General features: G+C 70.3%; 23 protein-coding genes. 10 read left to right on the forward strand and 13 right to left on the reverse strand.

Annotation, left to right across the window (positions count from 1 at the left end):
• Window positions 1-3: 3 nt before the first annotated feature.
• Window positions 4-957, reverse strand: coding sequence for a helix-turn-helix transcriptional regulator (locus ACTIFV_RS12520; protein ID WP_439593121.1), 954 nt, complete (start codon window positions 955-957; stop codon window positions 4-6).
• Between the two features lie 103 nt (window positions 958-1060).
• Here ACTIFV_RS12520 and ACTIFV_RS12525 point away from each other — a divergent pair, with 103 nt between their 5' ends.
• Window positions 1061-1528: a VOC family protein gene (locus ACTIFV_RS12525; protein WP_439593122.1), complete on the forward strand. Its 468-nt coding sequence runs from the start codon at window positions 1061-1063 to the stop codon at window positions 1526-1528.
• Between the two features lie 109 nt (window positions 1529-1637).
• Here the strand turns inward: ACTIFV_RS12525 and ACTIFV_RS12530 are convergent, their stop codons facing one another.
• Window positions 1638-2564 carry a 5'-3' exonuclease gene (locus ACTIFV_RS12530; protein ID WP_439593123.1) on the reverse strand — a complete coding sequence of 309 codons (927 nt, stop codon included), beginning with the start codon at window positions 2562-2564 and terminating at the stop codon, window positions 1638-1640.
• A gap of 59 nt (window positions 2565-2623) precedes the next feature.
• Here ACTIFV_RS12530 and ACTIFV_RS12535 point away from each other — a divergent pair, with 59 nt between their 5' ends.
• Window positions 2624-2929 carry a putative quinol monooxygenase gene (locus tag ACTIFV_RS12535; RefSeq protein ID WP_439593124.1) on the forward strand — a complete coding sequence of 102 codons (306 nt, stop codon included), beginning with the start codon at window positions 2624-2626 and terminating at the stop codon, window positions 2927-2929.
• Here ACTIFV_RS12535 and ACTIFV_RS12540 read toward each other — a convergent pair whose 3' ends face one another.
• A complete protein-coding gene (locus ACTIFV_RS12540) occupies window positions 2930-3706 on the reverse strand; it encodes a hypothetical protein (protein WP_439593125.1) in 777 nt (258 codons plus the stop codon).
• Window positions 3694-4224 carry a hypothetical protein gene (locus ACTIFV_RS12545; RefSeq protein WP_439593126.1) on the reverse strand — a complete coding sequence of 177 codons (531 nt, stop codon included), beginning with the start codon at window positions 4222-4224 and terminating at the stop codon, window positions 3694-3696. The genes ACTIFV_RS12540 and ACTIFV_RS12545 overlap by 13 nt, the downstream gene beginning before the upstream one ends.
• 95 nt (window positions 4225-4319) lie before the next feature.
• Here ACTIFV_RS12545 and ACTIFV_RS12550 point away from each other — a divergent pair, with 95 nt between their 5' ends.
• Entirely contained in the window at window positions 4320-4685 is a 366-nt protein-coding gene (locus ACTIFV_RS12550) for a hypothetical protein (RefSeq protein WP_439593127.1), read from the forward strand.
• Here the strand turns inward: ACTIFV_RS12550 and ACTIFV_RS12555 are convergent.
• From ACTIFV_RS12555 to ACTIFV_RS12565, 3 genes are read right to left on the reverse strand one after another with little or no spacing between them, the layout of a single operon-like run.
• Complete coding sequence (locus tag ACTIFV_RS12555; protein WP_439593128.1) at window positions 4669-4878, reverse strand: DUF1653 domain-containing protein; 210 nt, start codon at window positions 4876-4878, stop codon at window positions 4669-4671. The two genes, ACTIFV_RS12550 and ACTIFV_RS12555, sit on opposite strands and share 17 nt — an antisense overlap.
• A complete protein-coding gene (locus ACTIFV_RS12560) occupies window positions 4875-5879 on the reverse strand; it encodes an FUSC family protein (RefSeq protein WP_439593129.1) in 1005 nt (334 codons plus the stop codon). The genes ACTIFV_RS12555 and ACTIFV_RS12560 overlap by 4 nt, the downstream gene beginning before the upstream one ends.
• A gap of 60 nt (window positions 5880-5939) precedes the next feature.
• Entirely contained in the window at window positions 5940-6977 is a 1038-nt protein-coding gene (locus ACTIFV_RS12565) for a serine hydrolase domain-containing protein (protein ID WP_439593130.1), read from the reverse strand.
• A gap of 34 nt (window positions 6978-7011) precedes the next feature.
• Between ACTIFV_RS12565 and ACTIFV_RS12570 the strand changes: the two genes are divergently transcribed.
• Window positions 7012-8061: a zinc-dependent alcohol dehydrogenase family protein gene (locus tag ACTIFV_RS12570; RefSeq protein ID WP_439593131.1), complete on the forward strand. Its 1050-nt coding sequence runs from the start codon at window positions 7012-7014 to the stop codon at window positions 8059-8061.
• Window positions 8058-8405, forward strand: coding sequence for a TraR/DksA family transcriptional regulator (locus ACTIFV_RS12575; protein WP_439593132.1), 348 nt, complete (start codon window positions 8058-8060; stop codon window positions 8403-8405). Before ACTIFV_RS12570 ends, ACTIFV_RS12575 begins: the two co-directional genes overlap by 4 nt.
• A gap of 28 nt (window positions 8406-8433) precedes the next feature.
• Here the strand turns inward: ACTIFV_RS12575 and ACTIFV_RS12580 are convergent, their stop codons facing one another.
• On the reverse strand, window positions 8434-9978 hold the full coding sequence (locus ACTIFV_RS12580) for a carboxylesterase/lipase family protein (RefSeq protein ID WP_439593133.1): 1545 nt from the start codon (window positions 9976-9978) through the stop codon (window positions 8434-8436).
• Window positions 9979-10031: 53 nt separating this feature from the next.
• Between ACTIFV_RS12580 and ACTIFV_RS12585 the strand changes: the two genes are divergently transcribed.
• The 5 genes from ACTIFV_RS12585 (at window position 10032) to ACTIFV_RS12605 (ending at window position 15586) form a co-directional block, all read left to right on the forward strand.
• On the forward strand, window positions 10032-10412 hold the full coding sequence (locus ACTIFV_RS12585) for a YchJ family protein (RefSeq protein ID WP_439593134.1): 381 nt from the start codon (window positions 10032-10034) through the stop codon (window positions 10410-10412).
• Between the two features lie 181 nt (window positions 10413-10593).
• On the forward strand, window positions 10594-12051 hold the full coding sequence (gene rpsA, locus ACTIFV_RS12590) for a 30S ribosomal protein S1 (RefSeq protein ID WP_439593135.1): 1458 nt from the start codon (window positions 10594-10596) through the stop codon (window positions 12049-12051).
• 88 nt (window positions 12052-12139) lie between these two features.
• Window positions 12140-12691 carry a GIY-YIG nuclease family protein gene (locus tag ACTIFV_RS12595; RefSeq protein ID WP_439593136.1) on the forward strand — a complete coding sequence of 184 codons (552 nt, stop codon included), beginning with the start codon at window positions 12140-12142 and terminating at the stop codon, window positions 12689-12691.
• 28 nt (window positions 12692-12719) lie between these two features.
• On the forward strand, window positions 12720-14423 hold the full coding sequence (locus tag ACTIFV_RS12600; protein WP_439593137.1) for a sensor histidine kinase: 1704 nt from the start codon (window positions 12720-12722) through the stop codon (window positions 14421-14423).
• A complete protein-coding gene (locus ACTIFV_RS12605) occupies window positions 14420-15586 on the forward strand; it encodes a hypothetical protein (RefSeq protein ID WP_439593138.1) in 1167 nt (388 codons plus the stop codon). The genes ACTIFV_RS12600 and ACTIFV_RS12605 overlap by 4 nt, the downstream gene beginning before the upstream one ends.
• 11 nt (window positions 15587-15597) lie before the next feature.
• Here the strand turns inward: ACTIFV_RS12605 and ACTIFV_RS12610 are convergent, their stop codons facing one another.
• The 5 genes from ACTIFV_RS12610 to ACTIFV_RS12630 all read right to left on the reverse strand — a co-directional run bounded on the left by ACTIFV_RS12610 (window position 15598) and on the right by ACTIFV_RS12630 (window position 18732).
• Window positions 15598-16383 (reverse strand): response regulator transcription factor, encoded by a 786-nt coding sequence (locus ACTIFV_RS12610; RefSeq protein ID WP_439593139.1) that lies wholly within the window; start codon window positions 16381-16383, stop codon window positions 15598-15600.
• A gap of 104 nt (window positions 16384-16487) precedes the next feature.
• Window positions 16488-17051, reverse strand: coding sequence for a hypothetical protein (locus tag ACTIFV_RS12615; RefSeq protein ID WP_439593140.1), 564 nt, complete (start codon window positions 17049-17051; stop codon window positions 16488-16490).
• Window positions 17048-17578: an LPXTG cell wall anchor domain-containing protein gene (locus tag ACTIFV_RS12620; protein WP_439593141.1), complete on the reverse strand. Its 531-nt coding sequence runs from the start codon at window positions 17576-17578 to the stop codon at window positions 17048-17050. The genes ACTIFV_RS12615 and ACTIFV_RS12620 overlap by 4 nt, the downstream gene beginning before the upstream one ends.
• Window positions 17575-18117: a signal peptidase I gene (locus tag ACTIFV_RS12625; RefSeq protein ID WP_439593142.1), complete on the reverse strand. Its 543-nt coding sequence runs from the start codon at window positions 18115-18117 to the stop codon at window positions 17575-17577. The genes ACTIFV_RS12620 and ACTIFV_RS12625 overlap by 4 nt, the downstream gene beginning before the upstream one ends.
• Window positions 18118-18165: 48 nt before the next feature.
• Window positions 18166-18732 carry a hypothetical protein gene (locus ACTIFV_RS12630; protein ID WP_439593143.1) on the reverse strand — a complete coding sequence of 189 codons (567 nt, stop codon included), beginning with the start codon at window positions 18730-18732 and terminating at the stop codon, window positions 18166-18168.
• Window positions 18733-18890 lie beyond the last annotated feature (158 nt).

An 18890-nucleotide genomic window follows, 5' to 3' on the forward strand; every position in this document is an offset into this window, starting at 1 on the left:
GCTCTACTCCCGGGGGAGTAGAGCCGAGCGTGCGTTGCGCGCCGCAAGGGTCGCGAAGGCGTCGACGAGGTCGGGCGGCCCGATGACGTCGATGTCGGCGTCGAAGCGGTTGAGGGATGCCGCGAGGGCCGCCCACGACCACGCGCCGGATGTGAAGCGGCATCGGTTCGCATCGACGGCCTCGACGACGCCGTCCCCGGCGAACGGCACGACCGCCGAGACCGGAAGGTGCAGCTCGACCGTGCCGATGCACGGCCACGCGTCCGTCTCGGATCCTTTGAACCGCGCCGAGACGAACGCGGCGGCCGTGCCGCCCGGCAGCTCACGAGGAGCGAACCGCGGCCCGTGCGGCGGACGCGGGGTCAGCCGGTCGGCCCGGAACAGCCGCCAGTCGTCACGATCGAGATCCCAGGCGACGAGATACCACCGTCCGCCTGCGGTCACGAGATGGTGCGGCTCGGCCCGGTGACGGGATGTCGCGCCCTCGCTGTTCGTGTAGTCGAAGCGCAGCACCTCGCGGGCCCGCACGACGCTCGAGAGCTCGATGAGCACGTCGGCGTCGGTGGAGGTGCTCTCGGTGAGCGAGGTGAACTCGATCGCGTCGATGCGATGCCGCAGACGCGGGGGCATGACCTGGCGCACAGTGGTGAGCGCCCGCAGCGCGCCCTCGCCGACATCGGCGCCGGTCGTGGCGGCGGCGCGGAGTGCGACGGCGAGTGCGACGATCTGGTCGTCGTCGAAGAGGAGCGGCGGGAGCTCTGCGCCGGCGTCGAGGCGGTAGCCGCCGGTCGGGCCCATCGTCGCCCGGATGCTGTAGCCCATCTCGCGAAGACGATCGACATCGCGGCGCACCGTGCGGTGGCTCACGTCGAGGCGCTCGGCCAGGGTCGCACCCGGCCACTCGCGACGCGTCTGCAGAAGCGACAGCAGGCTCAGCAGTCGGGCGGTCGTCGTCATTCCCACAGCATAGGGAGAGTGCAGGACAGAAACCGACCTATACGGGTGGAAGCGTGGAACACGAGCGGGACCGACCCGCCTCTTCGAACCGCAAGGAGCGGCCATGACCATCACGACGACGACCCACCTCAACTTCCGCGGCGAGGCCCGCTCTGCGCTCGAGCTCTACCAGACCGTGTTCGGCGGCCATCTGGCCGTCACGACGTACGGCGATGTCGGGATGCCGGCGGACGCCCCCGGAGCGGACGCGGTCGTCTTCGGTCTCGTCGCGGCCGAGAGCGGGTTCCGCATCATGGCGTACGACATCCCCGGGGCGGTGGCGTCGGGAGCGACAGTGAAGGCGGGATCGACCCGCCGTGAGAACGGGATGACCCTCACCGAGCAGCCCTTCTTCGTGTCGGTGTCGGCCGAGACCCTGGACGAGGTCTCGGGGTACTGGGACCGCCTCGCCGAGGGGTCGACGATCATCGAGCCGCTTGCGGCTTCGGCCTGGAGCGCCGGCTTCGGCATGCTGGCCGACCGCTTCGGCGTCACCTGGACGTTCGGAGTCGTGCCCGTCGCGGCGGACTGACCTGCGCGCGCGGGATCTGGGCGGTCCCGTCGGCCGGCGCGGTGCGCGTTCCCGCCGAGATCGAGCCGTCTCGGCGGGGACACCGGCGCCGGGTCGTCCGGGCCCGGCGTCAGCCGATCTGGTCGAGGGCCTCCACCAGGCGGGTCATCGAGGTGCCCAGGCCCCACGTCTCGGCGAGGGCCGCGGCATCCGTCTTCTGGTCGTCGGTCAGGGGATGCAGGCGCGCATCCACCGCGGGCAGGTCGAGGTCGCGAACGACCGCCACCACCGTCGGGGCGACGGCGAGGTAGGGGCGGCCCGCGTAGAGCTTCGCGCGGACGCCCGCCGACATGCCGTCGCCGGCGTCCGCCGCGGCGAGGATGCCGTCGAGGTCGCCGTGCGCAGCCAGCAGGCCGGCGGCGGTCTTCTCGCCGATGCCGGCCACGCCGGGGAGCCCGTCCGACGAATCGCCGCGCAGCGTCGCGAAATCGGCGTACTGGCTCGGCAGGACGCCGTACTTGGCGACGACCGACTCATCCGTCAGGACTTCGAGGTTGCTCATCCCGCGCGCCGTGTAGACGACGCGCACGACGCGGTCGTCGTCGATCAGCTGGAAGAGATCGCGATCGCCCGTCACGACGTCGACGGGCATGTCGGCGGTGGTCGCGAGCGTGCCGATGACGTCATCCGCCTCGTGCTCCGCCGCGCCCACGATGACGATGCCGGCCGCAGCGAGTGCCTCGCGGATGACCGGGATCTGGATCTCGAGCGGATCGGGCACCTCTTCGACGTCGGGACCGCCCGCCACGACCTCGGCGACGCGATGCGTCTTGTACGTCGGAATGAGGTCGACGCGCCACTGCGGGCGCCAGTCGTCGTCCCAGCAGGCGACGAGGTGCGTCGGCTCGTACAGCGTCACGAGCTTCGCGATGATGTCGAGGAACCCGCGCACCGCGTTGACGGGCCGCCCGTCGGGCGCGCGCACGGTGTCGGGTACGCCGTAGAACGCGCGGAAGTACAGCGACGCGGAGTCGAGGAGCATGAGACGGTCGGCCATGACGACAGTCTGGCAGGGTGGGCGGACGCGGCGTCGGGGGGACGTGGGACGATCGGGGGATGTTCGCGAACATCGGCCACCTCGGGACACTGCCCGGCAAGCGGGACGACCTCGTCGCGCTGCTCACGAGACCCAGCGCCGAACTCGGCGAGATCGGCTGTCTGCTCTACGAGGTCGGGGTGTCCGAGGACGAGCCCGACACCGTCTACGTCGCCGAGCTGTGGACGTCGGCCGAGGCTCACCGCGCGTCGCTCGCGCTGCCGTCGGTGATCGCCGCCATCAGCGAAGCGCGGCCGCTGCTGTCCGGGGCGATGGGCGGCACGCGCTTCGACGTCGTGGGCTCGCCTCTGCGCCGCGGAGCCTGATCAGCAGCCCGGGCCTCGCGGGTTCTCCGCGCACGAGTCCAGGACGAGGGCGGTGCGCGCTTCGAAGATCCGGATGCTGTGGCCCGCGGTGGATGCCGTGACCTGGCCGATGACGGGTCGCCAGTGCCCGGTGCCGAAGTCGACGGCCGCGTCGTACAGCACGCGGACGCCCGCCGTGTAGTCGCCCCGGGCGCGATAGGAGTGGCTCGTCGCCGTGGGCGTGAACTGCGCTGCTCCGAGTCGCGCCCACGTCGCGCCGCCGCTCGCCGAACGCTGGGTGGCGCCGTCGCCGTAGTCGAACACGAAGCCCGACGGCACGAACCGCACGGTCACCGGGTAGCCCAGCAGGTCGCCGGAGACGTGCTGGGTGGATGCCGCGGCCACGAGATTCGTCGGCAGCCCCACGACCCCGAGTCCGGCGGGCTCCGTCGCGAGGCTCGGCGCCGCCGGCCGGAAGGACACGAGATCGTCGGCGTAGACGGTCGGCAGGGCGCCGACCGCGTAACCGCAGCGGTCGTCGAGATCATCGCTGCACAGGTCCCGGCCCGGGATCGGACGCGGGGTCGGGATGCCGGGCTGCGTCGATCCGGGCTCGGAGCCAGGTCTCGAGCCGGGAGTGGAGGTCGAGCCGGCGATGTCGACGTGGTCGCCGCCGTTGGTTGCGCATAGACCGGCCCAGGGGCGTTCGCATACACCTGCTGAGGCTGCGCTCGACCCCGACACTGCAGCGATTCCCCCGATCAGGATTCCGACGGCGAGAAAGGCTAGCTTTCGCATGCCTGTCCGTCTCTACGTCCCGTGAATAAGTCGATCAAGAGCCCCGTGCGGGTATCACCGGGCGCAAACCGGACGCGCATCATCTGGACATCTGGCCGATCAGGAGCGACCACCGATTTACCACTTGGGTTGGTTAGCGTCACATCGGACACTCGCAAGCAGACGTCGACTTCGATTGGCCGTTCGCCGTGCAGATCGATGAGATCGATAGATGTGGATCCAGCGACTGTCAGCCCCTCGGCGTGCATCTGACTGAACTCCTCTCGAGATCCCGCGTTGGCTTCTCCCGTAGTCAACGCGTACACCGGCTCGAACGTCGCCGGGTCGGACAGGTCGACCTGGTTCAGCGCATCCACATACGCCCGATAGGTCTGCTCCGCCGCCGCGAACGCTTCTTCGTCGGTGGCGAAGGCCGGAGTCTCCGTCGGCACCGCGACCGGGGACGCAGCAGCGCACCCGCTCGCACCGAGGACGACCGACAGCACGACGGCGGTGGCACTCAGCATCCGGAACTTCACGCGGACCACCGTAAGCACCGGCACCCGAACCGACCCGTGACTTATCCACACGCGAAACCCTGTGCAGGAGACGGTGTTCCTGCCATCCTTTCCCCATGAGCATTCGCCGCATCGCCGCCGTCGCCCTCGTCGCCGTCGTCCTCGGACTCAGCGGCTGCGCACAGCCCAACACGCCCGTCATCGCCCCCGTCACGGTCGACGTGGGCGATCTCGAGGGCACGACCGTCGACCTCAAGGTCGGCGGGGTGCTCAACATCAACACCGGCGACCTCGCCGTCGACAGCTACAGCGGCGAGGTCGAAGACCCGAGCGTCGCCGAGTTCGTCAAGGGCCGTGAAGAAGACGGCACGACCTACAACCCCGGCGTCACCGCGCTCGCCGAGGGGTCGACGAAGGTCGTGCTGTCGAACTCCGACGGGGGCATCGAAGACGTGACCTTCACGGTCACGGTCGCACCCTGACGAATCTCGGCCCCGAGTAGCCGTCGCGGGAGACGTGCTCGGTCCACATCGTCGCGGGCCGCACCCACAGACCGCCGGCGCCGGAGAGCGCGCGGTAGACGACGTGCTCCTCCTCGGTCTCGCTGTGCCGGGCGACGCCGATGACGTCGTACTCCGCGCCCTTGAAGTGCCGATATCTGCCGGGTTCGATCATTCGCTCAGTGCCTCGTGGATTCGTCGCAGGTCTTCCAGCATGGACCCGATCAGCATCCAGTGCTCGGAGTTCGGGACGCCGACCTCGAGCGGTCGCGTGAGCGCGGGCAGCTCGTCGGGTTCGACGGCCGCTCCGCCGCCGACGATCCGCACGTCGTGCGCGGCGCGCCGCAGCTGCTCGGCGATCGCCCGCACGACCGGCTCGTCGGTGACCGACGGATCGTAATGATCGGCGAAGGCGCGGGTCATGCCGATCGTCTGCGTCACGATCGGAGCGAAGCGATCCAGCTGTGCCCGCAGCGTCGAGAGCTCGCCACGATGCGCGCGCCGCGGGTTGAGGGTGAGGGAGTCGGATGCCTCGGCCAGCGCGGCATCCGCCTTCTCGCGCATCGGCTTCATGAGTCGCGCCTCGAGCAGCAGCTCCTCGACCTCCGCGCGTGAGCGGGGCGCTTCGAGGGCGGCCGCGAGGCGCTCGAGCGACGACGCGAGCTCGGCCGCGAGCGCGTCGACGGCGCCGCGCGCGGGCGCGACGGCGACGGGCGGCACGATCACGAGGTTTACCACGATGCCGATCGCCGCGCCCAGGAGGGTCTCGAGGATGCGGTCGAGGGCGTAGCTCGGCGTCGTCCCGCCGAGGGCGAGCACGAGCAGTGCGCTGATCGCGACCTGATTGGCGGTGCCCGGGGTCATCCGCAGCGCCCAGGCGACGAGCAGTGCGATGACGGTCGCGAGCAGGATGACCCACGTCGCGCCGCCGAAGGCGATTCCCAGCGCCGACGCGATGACGACGCCGGCGATGACCCCGATGGAGCGCTCCAGCGCCTTCGTGAGCGACTGGTTCACACTCGGCTGCACCACGAGCAGGGCGGCGATCGCCGCGAAGACGGGTGGCGGACCCTGGATGAGCCATCCCGCGATCAGCCAGGCCGCGACCGTCGCGGCCGCGGACTTCAGCACCTGCAGGAACGGGGAGCGACGCGGCGCGCGGAGAGCGGCGGTCATGCGCATGGCACGAGCGTAGCCGCGCTCGCGCCGCGCGGCGGGGCCGAGCACGAGACGGAGTCAGCTCGCCTCGTCGCCCTCCTCGAACACGTCGATGTACCGGCGAAGCACGCCCCACGCGCCCTCCGACGTGTTCGAGAGGATCGTCACGCCCAGCCCGCTCTCGGGGTCGTGGCGCGTCCAGGCCGAGACACCGGCGTCATAGCCCATGAGGATCACGCCCGGCCCGTCCTCGTCGAGGTAGAACCCGAGTCCGTAGCGGAGGTCCTCGTCTTCGGCGACGTTGCGCGGCGCGGTCATGAGGTCGCGGGTCGCGGCATCCACGATCCGTCCTTCGGTGAACGCGCGCCAGAACGTGGAGATGTCGGATGCCGTCGTGAACGCGCCGCCGTCCCCGCTCCCTCGGATCGGCAGGTGGAGGATGTTCGTCCGCAGCGATGCGGGGTCCTCGGCGAGGTAGCCGAGAGCGGTGTCGCCGGGCAGTTCGTCGGTGCGCAGGTACGCCGTGCGTTCGAGTCCTGCGGGGTCGAAGACTCGTGTCTGCACGAGGTCGTGGAACGGGATGCCGCTCGCGCGCTGCGCGACGAGCGCGAGCAGCATGAAGCCCCCGTTGTTGTACTGGAACGTCTCGCCGGGAGGCGTCTTCTGCGCGAAGCCGTCCAGCATGGGCACGAACGCCTCGACGTCGGTCAGCGTATGCACCGGAAGGGTCATGACGTAGTCATCCACCTCCCATTCGGCCTCTTCGTCGAGGTAGTCGCCGATGCCCGAGGTGTGCGAGAGCAGATGCTCGACCGTCACGCCGTCGTCGACGAGCGGCAGATCCGCACCGAGCACCGGGCGCACGGGCGTGTCGAGCGTCAGCACTCCGTCGTCGATGAGCGACATGACGGCGAGCGCCGTGAAGCCCTTGGACAGACTCGCGACCGCGAACCGCGTGTCGGTGTCGTTCCGGATGCCGTGCGCGCGGTCCGCGAGACCGTACGCCTCGGCGAAGACCACTTCGCCGCGGACGTCGATGCGGATCGTCCCCGACATCCCCTTCTCCCGTGCCGCCTCGTCGAGGGCCGCGCCGAGCTGCTGCGGTGTGAGTGCCATTCCTCCAGGCTATGCGCGGTCGTAGGCTCGATGCATGCTCGCCACCGTCATCCATGCCGCCCGTGACATCCGCGTCGAAGAGGTCCCCGACCCCGTGCTCTCGACGGGAGGCGATGCGATTGTGCGCGTCGCCGCCGCGTGCGTGTGCGGTTCGGACCTCTGGCCGTACCGCGGTGTCACCGACACCGCCGAGCCCCAGCGCATCGGCCACGAGTTCGTGGGCGTCGTCGAGGCGGTGGGTCCGGATGTCCGGAACGTCGCCGCGGGCGACTTCGTCATCGCCCCGTTCTACGTGTGCGACGGCACGTGCGCGAACTGCCGCAACGGCGTCTCGACCTCGTGCCTGAACGGGGGATGGTGGGGAACCGACGACCGCCTCGGCGGCTTCGCCGACGGCGGCCAGGGCGAGCGTGTGCGCGTGCCGCTCGCCGACGGCACCCTCGCGGTCGTTCCCGGCCCCGTCGCGGACGACGAGATCCCGGGCCTGCTCACGCTCAGCGACGTCATGGGCACGGGCTGGCACGCCGCCGTCTCCGCCGGCGTGCAGGCGGGGGAGTCGGTCGCCGTCGTCGGCGACGGCGCCGTCGGGCTGTGCGCGATCATCGCCGCGAAGCGACTCGGCGCCACGACGATCATCGCGATGTCGCGGCATCCGCAGCGCCAGGCCCTCGCCCGCCGATTCGGCGCGACCCACGTCGTCGAGGAGCGGGGGGATGCCGGGGTCGCCGCCGTCCGCGAGCTCACCGACGGCATCGGCGCCGACCGGGTGCTCGAGTGCGTCGGGACGAAGGAGTCGATGGATCAGGCGCTCCGATCCACGCGGCCCGGTGGCATGGTCGGCTACGTCGGCGCGCCCAACGGCGGCCCCGAGCTCCCGATCCGGTCGATGTTCGGCCGCAACGTGGGGGTCAACGGCGGCGTGGCGCCCGTGCGCGGGTACATCGAGGAGCTCCTGCCCGACGTGCGCTCCGGTGCGATCGAGCCCGGTCTCGTCTTCGACCTCGAGCTGCCGCTGACGGAGGCGGCCGAGGCGTACGCCGCGATGGACGAGCGCCGCGCGACGAAGGTGCTGCTCCGCCCGTGACCGATGCCCGCGCGGCACTGGAGGCGCGACGGCAGGACGCTGTCGCGCGCCTCGCGCACCTCGACGAGGTACTCGCGGGTCTGCGCCAGGACCGCGGCGCCGACAGCGCCGACGACGAGCACGATCCCGAGGGCGCGACGCTCTCGGGCGAATGGTCGCGACTGGAGGGCCTGCGTGCCGAGGCGGCGCGCGAGATCACCGAGGCGGATGCCGCGCTCGCCCGCGTCGCCGACGGCTCGTACGGCATCTGCGCGGACTGCGGCCGCGTCATCCCTCCCACGCGCCTCGCGGCGCGTCCCGATGCCACCCGCTGCGTGACCTGCGCGGAGCGCGCGGGCGCCTAGCCGCGCGGAGGAAGCGCGCTCAGCGCGTTCAGTCGAAGGCGAGCACCCGATCGCCCCAGCTGCGCCGCAGCGCCGCGTCCAGATCGTCGACGACCCGGTCGACCGAATCGATCACCAGCGTCGAGCGGGCCTCGAGGTCGTACCGCGGCCACACGGGCTCGGCCGCGTCGATCTCGCCACCGGGCGTCGCGCCTCGTGCGAACGCGATCCACCGCGCCTGGACCCGCCGCGACACCTCCTCGGCGACCCGGCGTCCGCCGAGCCAGAACGTCGGGTCGATGCGCCCGCGGGAGAAGTTGTCCCACACGTACGCGAGCTCCGCGCCGTGGGTCGCTCCGATCGCGAGGGCGTCGAGTGCCGGCGTGGAGTGGTCGAAGCGGTAGAGCCAGACGTCGGCGGCTCGGCTGTGCCCCTCGGCGATCCAGATCGTCGGCAGGCGGAACGCGATGTCGCGTGCGACGCCCGAGCCCACGGCCCGCTGGCGCACACCCTCGTAGGCCTGCAGCACCGTCGCGCGATCGGGGAGGGCGAGATCGGGGCGCTCGGCGCGCATGTCGGCGAACATCTTCAGGATGCGATCCTCGGTGACCGGCATGAGCGGGCTCTTCATGTGGATGAAGAAGGACGCCTCGTCGCGGTTGGTCCCGATGAGAAGGGGGACCGGGATGCCGCGGCCGGACGACAGGACGTCCGCCGGTGCTTCGGGCAGCAGCTCGCCGTCGACGACCGGGGCGAACGCGAGCGTGCCCGGCGCCTCGGTGGGCACGCCGGCGTACACGACCATGCCGGCGGTGACGACGTCGTCGACGGCGAGCTCCCGTGCGCCGGAGGCCGACGAGGCGTCCAACCCCGCCGCCGTCAGGAACTGCTCTGCGACGCGACGAGCACGCACGGGCCCGTACATGCTCGTCGCGGGGGAGGACTCCGCGATCGCGCGGTGGAAGAGTCCGTCGGCCGACGGGGTGGCGAGCAGGGTCGTGACCAGGCCGCCGCCCGCGGACTCGCCGAAGATCGTCACGCGGTCGGGGTCCCCGCCGAAGGCGGCGATGTTGGCCCGCACCCAGCGCAGCGCCAGGAGTACATCCTTGAGCGCGAGGTTCGAGTCGTACGTGTCGTCGGCCGTCGAGAACGACGACAGGTCGAGGAAGCCGAGCGCGCCGATGCGGTAGTTGATGGTCACGACGACGAGATCGCCCCTCCTCACGAGGTTCGACGCCTCGAAGAGGGGCTGACTGCCCGCGCCGTACGTGTAGGCGCCGCCGTGCAGCCACACCATGACGGGCCGGGGCGCGTGCGGGGGCGCCGACGGCGTCCAGACGTTGAGGAACAGGCAGTCCTCGTCGAGGAGCGCCTCGGACCCGAGATCGAGCACGGGGAGCCGCTGCTGGGGTGCGGCCGCCCCGAAAGCGAGCGCGTCAACATCGCCGAGGGGTTCGGCGGCGACCGGGTCGCGGAATCGCCGAAGCCCCGTGGGCGCCTGCGCGTAGCGGATGCCCCGCCACACGTTCACGCCGCGCGACGTCTCGCCGCGGAAGGTCCCCGCCGCGCACGCGGCGACCGGTGCATCCGTCACGCTCACCCCTCTCGAACGCGGACAGTCTAGGAGACGGCTCGTAGAGTGGCGCCATGAGACCCGATGCCGCGTCACCGTGTCCGTGCGGCAGCGGCGTCGCCTTCGACGGATGCTGCGCCCCGATCCTCGCGGGCACTGCGGCCGAGACGCCCGAGGCGCTGATGCGCTCGCGCTACACCGCGTACGCGATCGGCGACCTCGCCCACGTCGCGGGCACGTGGCATCCGGGCACCGCGCCCGAGCGGATCGACCCCACGCCGGGGCTGCGGTGGACCGGACTCGAGGTGATCGACGCGGTCACGGGCGAGAAGCGCGGCGCGGTCGAGTTCCGCGCGCAGTGGCGCGAGGGTCGCGTCGCGGGGGAGCTGCACGAGCGCAGTCGCTTCGTCCGTCAGAGCGGGCGCTGGTGGTACCTCGACCGGGACGTGCGCTGAGGAGCATTCCGGCCGCCCTGGCCGTTCTGGTAGTCTTGAGATGTCACACGTGTGGCTTCATTGCCGTGCGTCCGAGACAATCGTTAAAAATCCATCCGCTTCTGCCGAGGCATCTGCATGCGTTCGCGTGTGCACTCGAGCCGGAGCCCGATACCCACACCCAACAAGGACAACCCCCTACATGACTATCGCAACGACCGCCCCGGCCACCAAGCAGGTCGCCATCAACGACATCGGATCTGCTGAGGACTTCCTGGCCGCGGTCGAACTGACCATCAAGTCCTTCAACGACGGAGACCTCATCGAAGGCACCGTCGTGAAGGTCGACCGCGACGAGGTCCTCCTCGACGTCGGCTTCAAGACCGAGGGCGTCATCCCCTCGCGCGAGCTTTCCATCAAGCACGACGTCGACCCCAACGAGGTCGTCAAGGTCGGCGACGCCGTCGAGGCGCTCGTTCTCCAGAAGGAGGACAAGGAAGGCCGTCTCATCCTGTCCAAGAAGCGTGCGCAGTACGAGCGCGCGTGGGGCGACGTGGAGAAGATCAAGGAGAACGACGGCGTCGTGACCGGTCAGGTCATCGAGGTCGTCAAGGGCGGCCTCATCGTCGACATCGGCCTCCGTGGCTTCCTCCCCGCCTCGCTCATCGAGCTGCGTCGCGTCCGCGACCTCACGCCGTACCTCGGCCAGGAGATCGAGGCCAAGATCCTCGAGCTCGACAAGAACCGCAACAACGTCGTGCTCTCGCGCCGCGCCCTGCTCGAGCAGACGCAGTCCGAGTCGCGCACCACGTTCCTCAACAACCTCCACAAGGGCCAGGTCCGCAAGGGCACCGTTTCGTCGATCGTCAACTTCGGTGCGTTCGTCGACCTCGGTGGCGTCGACGGTCTCGTCCACGTGTCGGAGCTCTCGTGGAAGCACATCGAGCACGCGTCCGAGGTCGTCGAGGTCGGTCAGGAAGTCACCGTCGAGATCCTCGAGGTCGACCTCGACCGTGAGCGCGTGTCGCTCTCGCTCAAGGCGACGCAGGAGGACCCGTGGCAGGTCTTCGCTCGCACGCACGCGATCGGTCAGGTCGCGCCGGGCAAGGTCACCAAGCTCGTCCCGTTCGGCGCGTTCGTGCGCGTCGCAGACGGCATCGAGGGCCTCGTGCACATCTCGGAGCTCTCGGGCAAGCACGTCGAGCTCGCCGAGCAGGTCGTCTCGGTCGGCGAAGAGGTCTTCGTCAAGATCATCGACATCGACCTCGAGCGTCGCCGCATCTCGCTCTCGCTCAAGCAGGCGAACGAGTCGGTCGACCCCAACGGCACCGAGTTCGACCCGGCGCTGTACGGCATGGTCACCGAGTACGACGAGAACGGCGAGTACAAGTACCCCGACGGCTTCGACGCCGTCAACGGTGTCTGGCTCGAAGGCTTCGACGCCGAGCGCGAGAAGTGGGAGCAGGAGTACGCCGCTGCCCAGGCTCGCTGGGAGCAGCACAAGGCCACCGTCGCGAAGGCCCTCGAGGCCGAGGCGAACGCTCCGGCCGTCGAGTCGGGTTCGTCCTCGTCGTCGTTCTCCTCGGAGACCGGCTCGGGCGGCACCCTGGCCGACGACGAGGCGCTCGCGGCTCTGCGCGAGAAGCTCTCGGGTCGCTGATCCGCAGCACACGCTGAACACACGGGGCCGTCACCTTTCGGGGTGGCGGCCCCGTCGCGCTGTCCGCGGTCGTCGGTACCGTCGACCCGTGCCCTCTCGTTCGTGTCTCGTCGGCGATGGATGCCGCGGCCCCGTGCCACCCGCGGCGTCGATCCCGCTGTGCCAGGTGCACCTCGCGATCGCGGGGGAGGACGCCGCCGAGTCCTTCGGCGTCACCGACCTGCTGCCGTCACCGTGCCTGCTGTGCCGATCCCGGCTCGGCGTGCGGTGGCCGTCGGGGTGGCAGTGCGCCGTGTGCGAGTGGCCGTACGGCGAGATCCCCGACGCCGATCTGCCCCCGCCGCGCGTCGACGTCGTCTACTACCTGCGTTTCGACGATCGGATCAAGATCGGCACGACCGCCAATCCGCGCCAGCGGTTCGCGGCCATCTGGCACGACGAGGTGCTCGCGTTCGAGCGCGGCGATCGCATGATCGAGCGCCGCCGGCACGAGCAGTTCGCGGTCGAGCGCTTCGCGCGCACCGAGTGGTTCGCGGCATCCATCGCCCTCCTCGCCCACATCGACGTCGTCGCCGGCGGTGTCGATCCGTGGGATCGCCACGCTCGCTGGATCAGCGAGGCGGTCGCGTCGCGCGGATGAACGGCCGCGGGAGCGATAGCGTCGGTGCATGGCCCCGCCCTCACGCCCCTCGCGCATCCTGAGAGGCGAGCTGTTCGAGGGGCGTACTCGCGCCCGCACGGCGCTCCTCAACCAGCTGCTCCTCGGCGCCGTCGTCCTGCTGCTCGCGATCGTCGGCTTCATCCGCCCGTTCGCGGGCGATCGGGCGCTCTTCTACCTGGCGGTCGTCATCGTCTTCCTCGCGACCGCCGCCGCCATCGTCGTGCCGTGGAACCGGGTCCCCGCGTCGGCGAGTGCGATCGTGCCGATCGTCGACATCGTCGCGATCGTGCTGATGACCGACGCGAGCTCGTCGTCGGGCTTCAGCCTGCTGTACATCTTCCCCGCCATGTGGCTCGCGGGCAGCTTCGGGATGCCGGGACTCGTGTTCGGCGTGGCGTTCATCTGCATCGTCTACACCGTGCAGTCGATCACCGACGAGAACGATGTGTCCATCACGACCCTGCTCCCGCCGTTTGCGGTCATCGCTCTCGCGACGACCAGCTACGTGACGGCGCGCCGCGCCCGCATGCAGCGCTACCTCCTGGACGCCCAGACGCGCCTGCTCGGACAGGCGCTGTCGCAGGCCCGTCAGCAGGAGGAGACGGTCACGGAAGTCCTCGACGCGGTCGACTTCGGCATCATCCGCATCGACGCCGATGGGCGCATCGCGGTCACGAACGAGGCGCACTGGGCGCTGCAGAGCCTTCCCGACCCGGCAGACCCCGACGGTCCGCCGATCGTGCGCCCGGCCTATGCGCGCGACGGCATCACGCTCCTCGCGGCGAGACGTCAGCCGCTCGCGCGCGCCCTGCGCGGCGAGGCGTTCGACGACGAGGTGGTCTGGTTCGGCGAGCCGGGCGAGGAGCGCCGCGCCCTCACGATCACGACGCGGCGCGTGCACAACGACGACGGCGGGGCCGCGGGCGCCGTCGTCATCTCGCGCGACATCACGGCGGAGCTGAGCGCGATCCGCGCCCGCGAGGACCTCGTCGCCTCGGTGTCGCACGAGCTGCGGACGCCGCTCACGTCGATCGTCGGCTACCTCGAGCTCGTGCTCGACGAGGAGGGCCTCACGCCGTCCGCGCGCCGCGGTCTCGAGGTCGCGGAGCGCAACGCGAACCGACTGCTCACCATCATCGCCGACATCCTCGCCGCATCGGGTCGCGGACGCTCGACGATCGAGCTCAGCATCCATCCCGAATCCACCGACATCTCCGTGATCGCGGCGGCCGCCGTCGAGCTGCACACGCCGCGCGCCGCCGAGCGCGGCATCACGATCGACGCGTCGGGGCTCGAGCCCGCGATCGCCAACGTCGACCCGTCGCGGCTGCGACAGGTGCTCGACAATCTGCTCTCCAACGCCGTGAAGTACAACGTCGACGACGGCACGATCGACGTCGGCACGACGATGGACGCCGACCACGCCTGGATCGTCGTCCGGGACTCCGGCACCGGCATCTCGGACACCGAGCTGCCGCAGCTGTTCGGGCGGTTCTTCCGCTCCGACGCGGTGCGCAAGACCTCGACGCACGGAAGCGGTCTCGGACTCTCGATCAGTCGCGACATCGTCCGGTCGCACGGCGGCGAGATCACGGTGCAGAGCGAACTCGGCGTCGGAACGACCTTCGTGGTACGTCTGCCCCTGCGTGCCGCGCCCGGAACGGGACTGATCGACGTCATCGGCGAGTCGACTCCTCAGGAGGAATCATGAATCTGGATCTCTACACGGTCTCGCTGCTGACTTCGCTCGTGGTCGTCGTGTCGAGCGTCGTCTTCCTGGTCGGGATGCTGCTGCGCAAGGACGAGGATGCGGGTCGCCTCTGGGGCCTCGCGTTCCTCATGGGCCTGCTCACCGTCGTGTCGTATCTCGTGTGGGCCGCCGCGCCCGAGTCCTGGTGGGCGGTCGCGGTCGGCAACGCCGCGTTCGTCGCGAACATCGGCTCCATGTGGCTGGGAGCGCGGAGGTTCAACAACCGTCCGATGGCGATCGCATACGGCGTCGTGGGCGCGGGCGCCGTCGCGGCGGGGGCGGCGGTCGCGGTGGAAGGGTCCGGCGGCGGTGACTGGGCCGGAGCGCCCTTCTTCCTGATCGGGATCACGGTGTTCGCGGCGCTCGGATCGTACGAGTCGCTCCGCGGCGAGATCGGCCAGAACCGGCTCGCGTGGGCGCTCTCGGTCGTCCTCGGACTCGTCGCGGTCTTCTTCGCCATCCGGGTGGTCGCCTACTTCTCGCTCGGCACCGAGAGCGACTTCTTCCTCACGTGGCTCGACACCGTGCCGGCGAGCTTCCTCACGATCACGCTGTCCATCGTCGCCGTCGTCGTGACCACTGTGCTGCTGTCGGGTCGCGCGCGGCTCACGGCATCCGTCGATCCCGAACGACTCACCCTCAGCGACGACGATGTGCTCCCCGAGGTCTCCTTCGCGCATGTGCTGCTCGACATGACCGCACGCGCGCGGCGCCGCGAGGACCTCGTCGGCGTCGTCTCGCTGCGCATCGACGACCTGCCCGCGATCGCGACCGCGTTCGGCAGCGAGGCCGCGGCGGGCGTCGGCAACGCCTTCCGGGCGATCGTGCGCCGCTACGCCCCCACGAGCGCCTTCGTCGGGATGGACGGTCAGACGGGCCTGCTCGTCGGCATCCAGGCGGATTCCGAGACGGACGCGAGCCGCATCGCGATGCGGATCCGGCGCGGACTGTTCGACGAGCTGAGCGGCGTCGTGGGCGTCATCCTGCCCGTCGTCGGCGTCGGAATCAGCCTCAGCACGCGCTGCGGCTACGAACCGGGCGTCCTCATCCGCGAGGCGCGCACGGCGGCGCGGGAGGCGGCGGCGAGTCCCGACAAGGTCGTGGTGCTCGCGCGCGGCGACTGAGCGCCGCGCCGTCAGCGCGTGAGCCGGTAGCCGACGCCGCGGACGGTCTCGATCCAGCGCGGATTGGCCGGCGTCTCGCCGAGCTTGCGACGCAGGTTCGCCATGTGCACCTCGATGGCGCGTGCGTCGGCGTCGCTGACGTAGTCGCTGCCGTAGCTGTCGCCCCGGAGCATGAGCGCGAGGTCGGTCTTGCCGACGACACGACCGCGCGCGGCCAGCAGTTCGGCGAGGATGTCGAACTCGCTGCGCGTCAGGTCGACGTCGTCGCCGTCGCGGCTCACGATGCGCATCGCGGGGTGCACCCGCAGACCGCGATGCTCGAGCCAGGCGCCGTCGTCGGACGTCGTCTCGGCGTTCGCGGCGACGGGAGCGGCCGCCGCGGGCTCGGCGCCCGTCGCCGCCGCTTCGGACGGCGCCGCGCTGTGCACGCGGGGCCGACGCAGCATCGCCTCGATACGGGCTCGCAGCTCGCGCGGACGGAAGGGCTTCGTGACGTAGTCGTCCGCCCCCGCCTCGAGGCCCTGCAGCGCGTCGATCTCTTCGCTGCGGGCGGTCAGCATGACGATGTACGTGCTGCTGATCGCACGCACGCGCTTGGCCGTCTCGAACCCGTCGATGCCGGGCATGCTGACATCGAGGGTCGTGACGACGGGTCGGTGCTCGCGGACCAGCTCGATGCCCTCGAGGCCCGAAGAGGCGGCATGGACTTCGAAACCGGCCGAGGCGAGGACATCGCTCAAGAGCTGCCGGATGTCGGCTTCGTCCTCGATCACGACGGCGACGCGGTTCTCTGGCACGTTCACACTCCCGCTCATCGATTCGTCGGAAGCCCGGGGCCCCGTGACATCCGCGATGATATCCCAGAAGACCTCTCGGAAGCGGCGGCCCGCCACGTCACTGCTCATTTGCACGTCGCCGATCCGCTGCTGCGCTTGTCGACCATCGTGAAGTAGAACGTTCGCGTGGACTGCCACATCGTCGTCGTGTTGGCCACGAGGCTGGGAAGCGCGGAGCACGCCGACGTCGGGGTGATCTCGCCGCCGGTGGTGGCCGCGTTGGTCCACTTCCAGGTGCCGGTGCCGGTGTCGCTGTTGATGGTCGCGGCGGAGAGGTCGAGCGTGAGCTGGACGTAGCCCGACCCGGCGTTGGAAGCCACATCGACGTAGTAGTTGCGATTGTGCTGCGAGTTGTCGCCCCACTGGTCGAAGACGACCCGCGTGACCTTGCAGGTGCCGTCCTTCATGACGGAGCCGTCGGCGTTCATCGCGACGCAGCCGAAGCTCGCGGGCGGCGGGGCGGGCGTCCAGTCGCCGGATGTGACGGCGGCCGACGAGTACGAGGCATCCGTCCACGCGCTGTGCGTGGGGGCGATGGATGCCGCGGCCGCGCCGACGCCCGCAACGAGAGCGAGCGCCGCGGCGAGGGAGATCAGCCGCGAGCGCAGGGAGTGCGAGACACCGGTCATCGGGCGTCCTCCTCTTCGTGCTTTCGTCGGCGGATCAGGATGGCGGTGCCGCCCGCGAGTGCGGCGGCACCGGCGAGTGCGGCGATCCAGGGCATGGTGCCGCCGGTCGCGGCGAGCCGGCCGTCGGTGAGCGGAAGCTCGACCGACTCCATGAGGGCGATCTCGCCGCTGGCTGCGGTGCGCGAGGTCGCCGAGGCATCCATCGGCATGGTCACATCGATCACGACGCGGTACCGACCCGCGTCGACGGCGGTCCCGGCGAGCTCCTCGAGGGGCGTGCACTCCGAGGCCGAGCAGAGCGCGGCGCCCCAGACGCCCGATCCGCTCACCTCGACCCACTCCGCCTTCGTCACGATCGAGCGCGCCGGAACGGCGAGATCGGTCGAGGCCTGGGCCGTCTCGCCCGGCAGGACGATGCCGAAGTCGGCGTCGAGCGGCACCGTGACGGCCGTCGCGGCCGTCACCGACGCGGCCCCCACCGCGCCACCGATGACGGCCGCGAGGCCGATCGCCGTGATCCGCCTCATCGTGCGGCCTCGGCCACACGCGGCATCCGGCTGCGCGTCTTCGGGTCACGCGCGACCGGTGCCGGAATCAGCCACGTGATGCCCAGAAGGGCGACGAGACCGATCATGAGGGGGATCGCGACGGCCGGAGTCGTGACGCGCGAGATGGCGGCGCCGGCGCCCGGCACCTGCATCATCGGCTTCCACACGTCCCCAGCGATGTGGTAGTCGAGCGCGTCCTCGAACTCGTTGTTGTCGCCCTTCATCGTGACGAGGAAGCCATCCCCCTCGGCTTCGATCGCCACGATGCGGTGCGTCACGAGGTGACTCGTGAGTTCGCTCGGAAGGCTCACCACATCGCCGACCCCCAGATCGGCGGCGGATGCCTTCGTCGCGACGAGCAGGTCGCCCGTCATGATGCCCGGCTCCATGGAGCCCGAGATCACGATGAGCGGCTTGATCATGCCGGCGGCGGTCGCTCCCCAGACGAGGCCGCAGGCGACTCCGACAGCGGCGAGAGCCCAGAGAGCCGTCATGGCGATGCGGCGAAGCGTGTTCATGTCGGTCTCCTCTGGGTCTCGTCTGCTGCGGAAGCGGGTGGATCAGGGTCAGGAGGTGGCTTCGCCGCTGACGGTGACGATGATGGTGCCGGCCTTGCCCTTGTTGGCGACGTCCCAGTCGGCGGGAGCGGTCACCGTGAGGTTGAACACGTCGGTGTCACCGGTCGAACCGGCGGGCGTCAAGGTCGCGGCGAGGTCCGAGACGGCGGCCGTCGGGTTCTTCGCGAAGGTGGCGCCCGTGGCCCACTCCACCGACGAGGTGAGCGCGGCGTTGACGTTGCCGTAGTTCTTGACGTAGAGCGGGACGGTGCGCGTCTGGCCCGGAAGCAGCTTCGCGAAGGTCGTGGCGGGGACGACGAGCTGGATGGCCTTCTTGTCGTCGGACTGCTGCCAGGTCTTGCCGTCGAGCGAGCCCTGCAGGTCGAACGTCGCGGCGTCCGCGGCGGCCGAGAAGAAGACGTTGTCGGTCCATGCGGCGCTGGTGAGCGCGGCGCCGACGCCGCCGACCGCGAGGGTCGCGAGGGCGAAGGCCACGATGGGGCGGCGCTTGTTCTTCTTGGGAGCCGCGGCGCGGTTCTCGCGGCGGGTGATGGGCTGCGTGGTGAGGTCCGACATGATGTGCCTTTCGAGGAAGTGTGGGTGTCGCCTGGAGTGATCCCCCCGGATCTTTCGACTCCGTTCGCGGTGACATGAGAGACGTTATGAGCCCGTCCTCAGGGCCCCCTTGGCTGAGGCTCAGGAGCGACTTCAGATGCCCGTCTTGAGGCAAAGCT

It is taken from the genome of Microbacterium sp., assembly GCF_051860965.1.
Classification (GTDB): domain Bacteria; phylum Actinomycetota; class Actinomycetes; order Actinomycetales; family Microbacteriaceae; genus Microbacterium.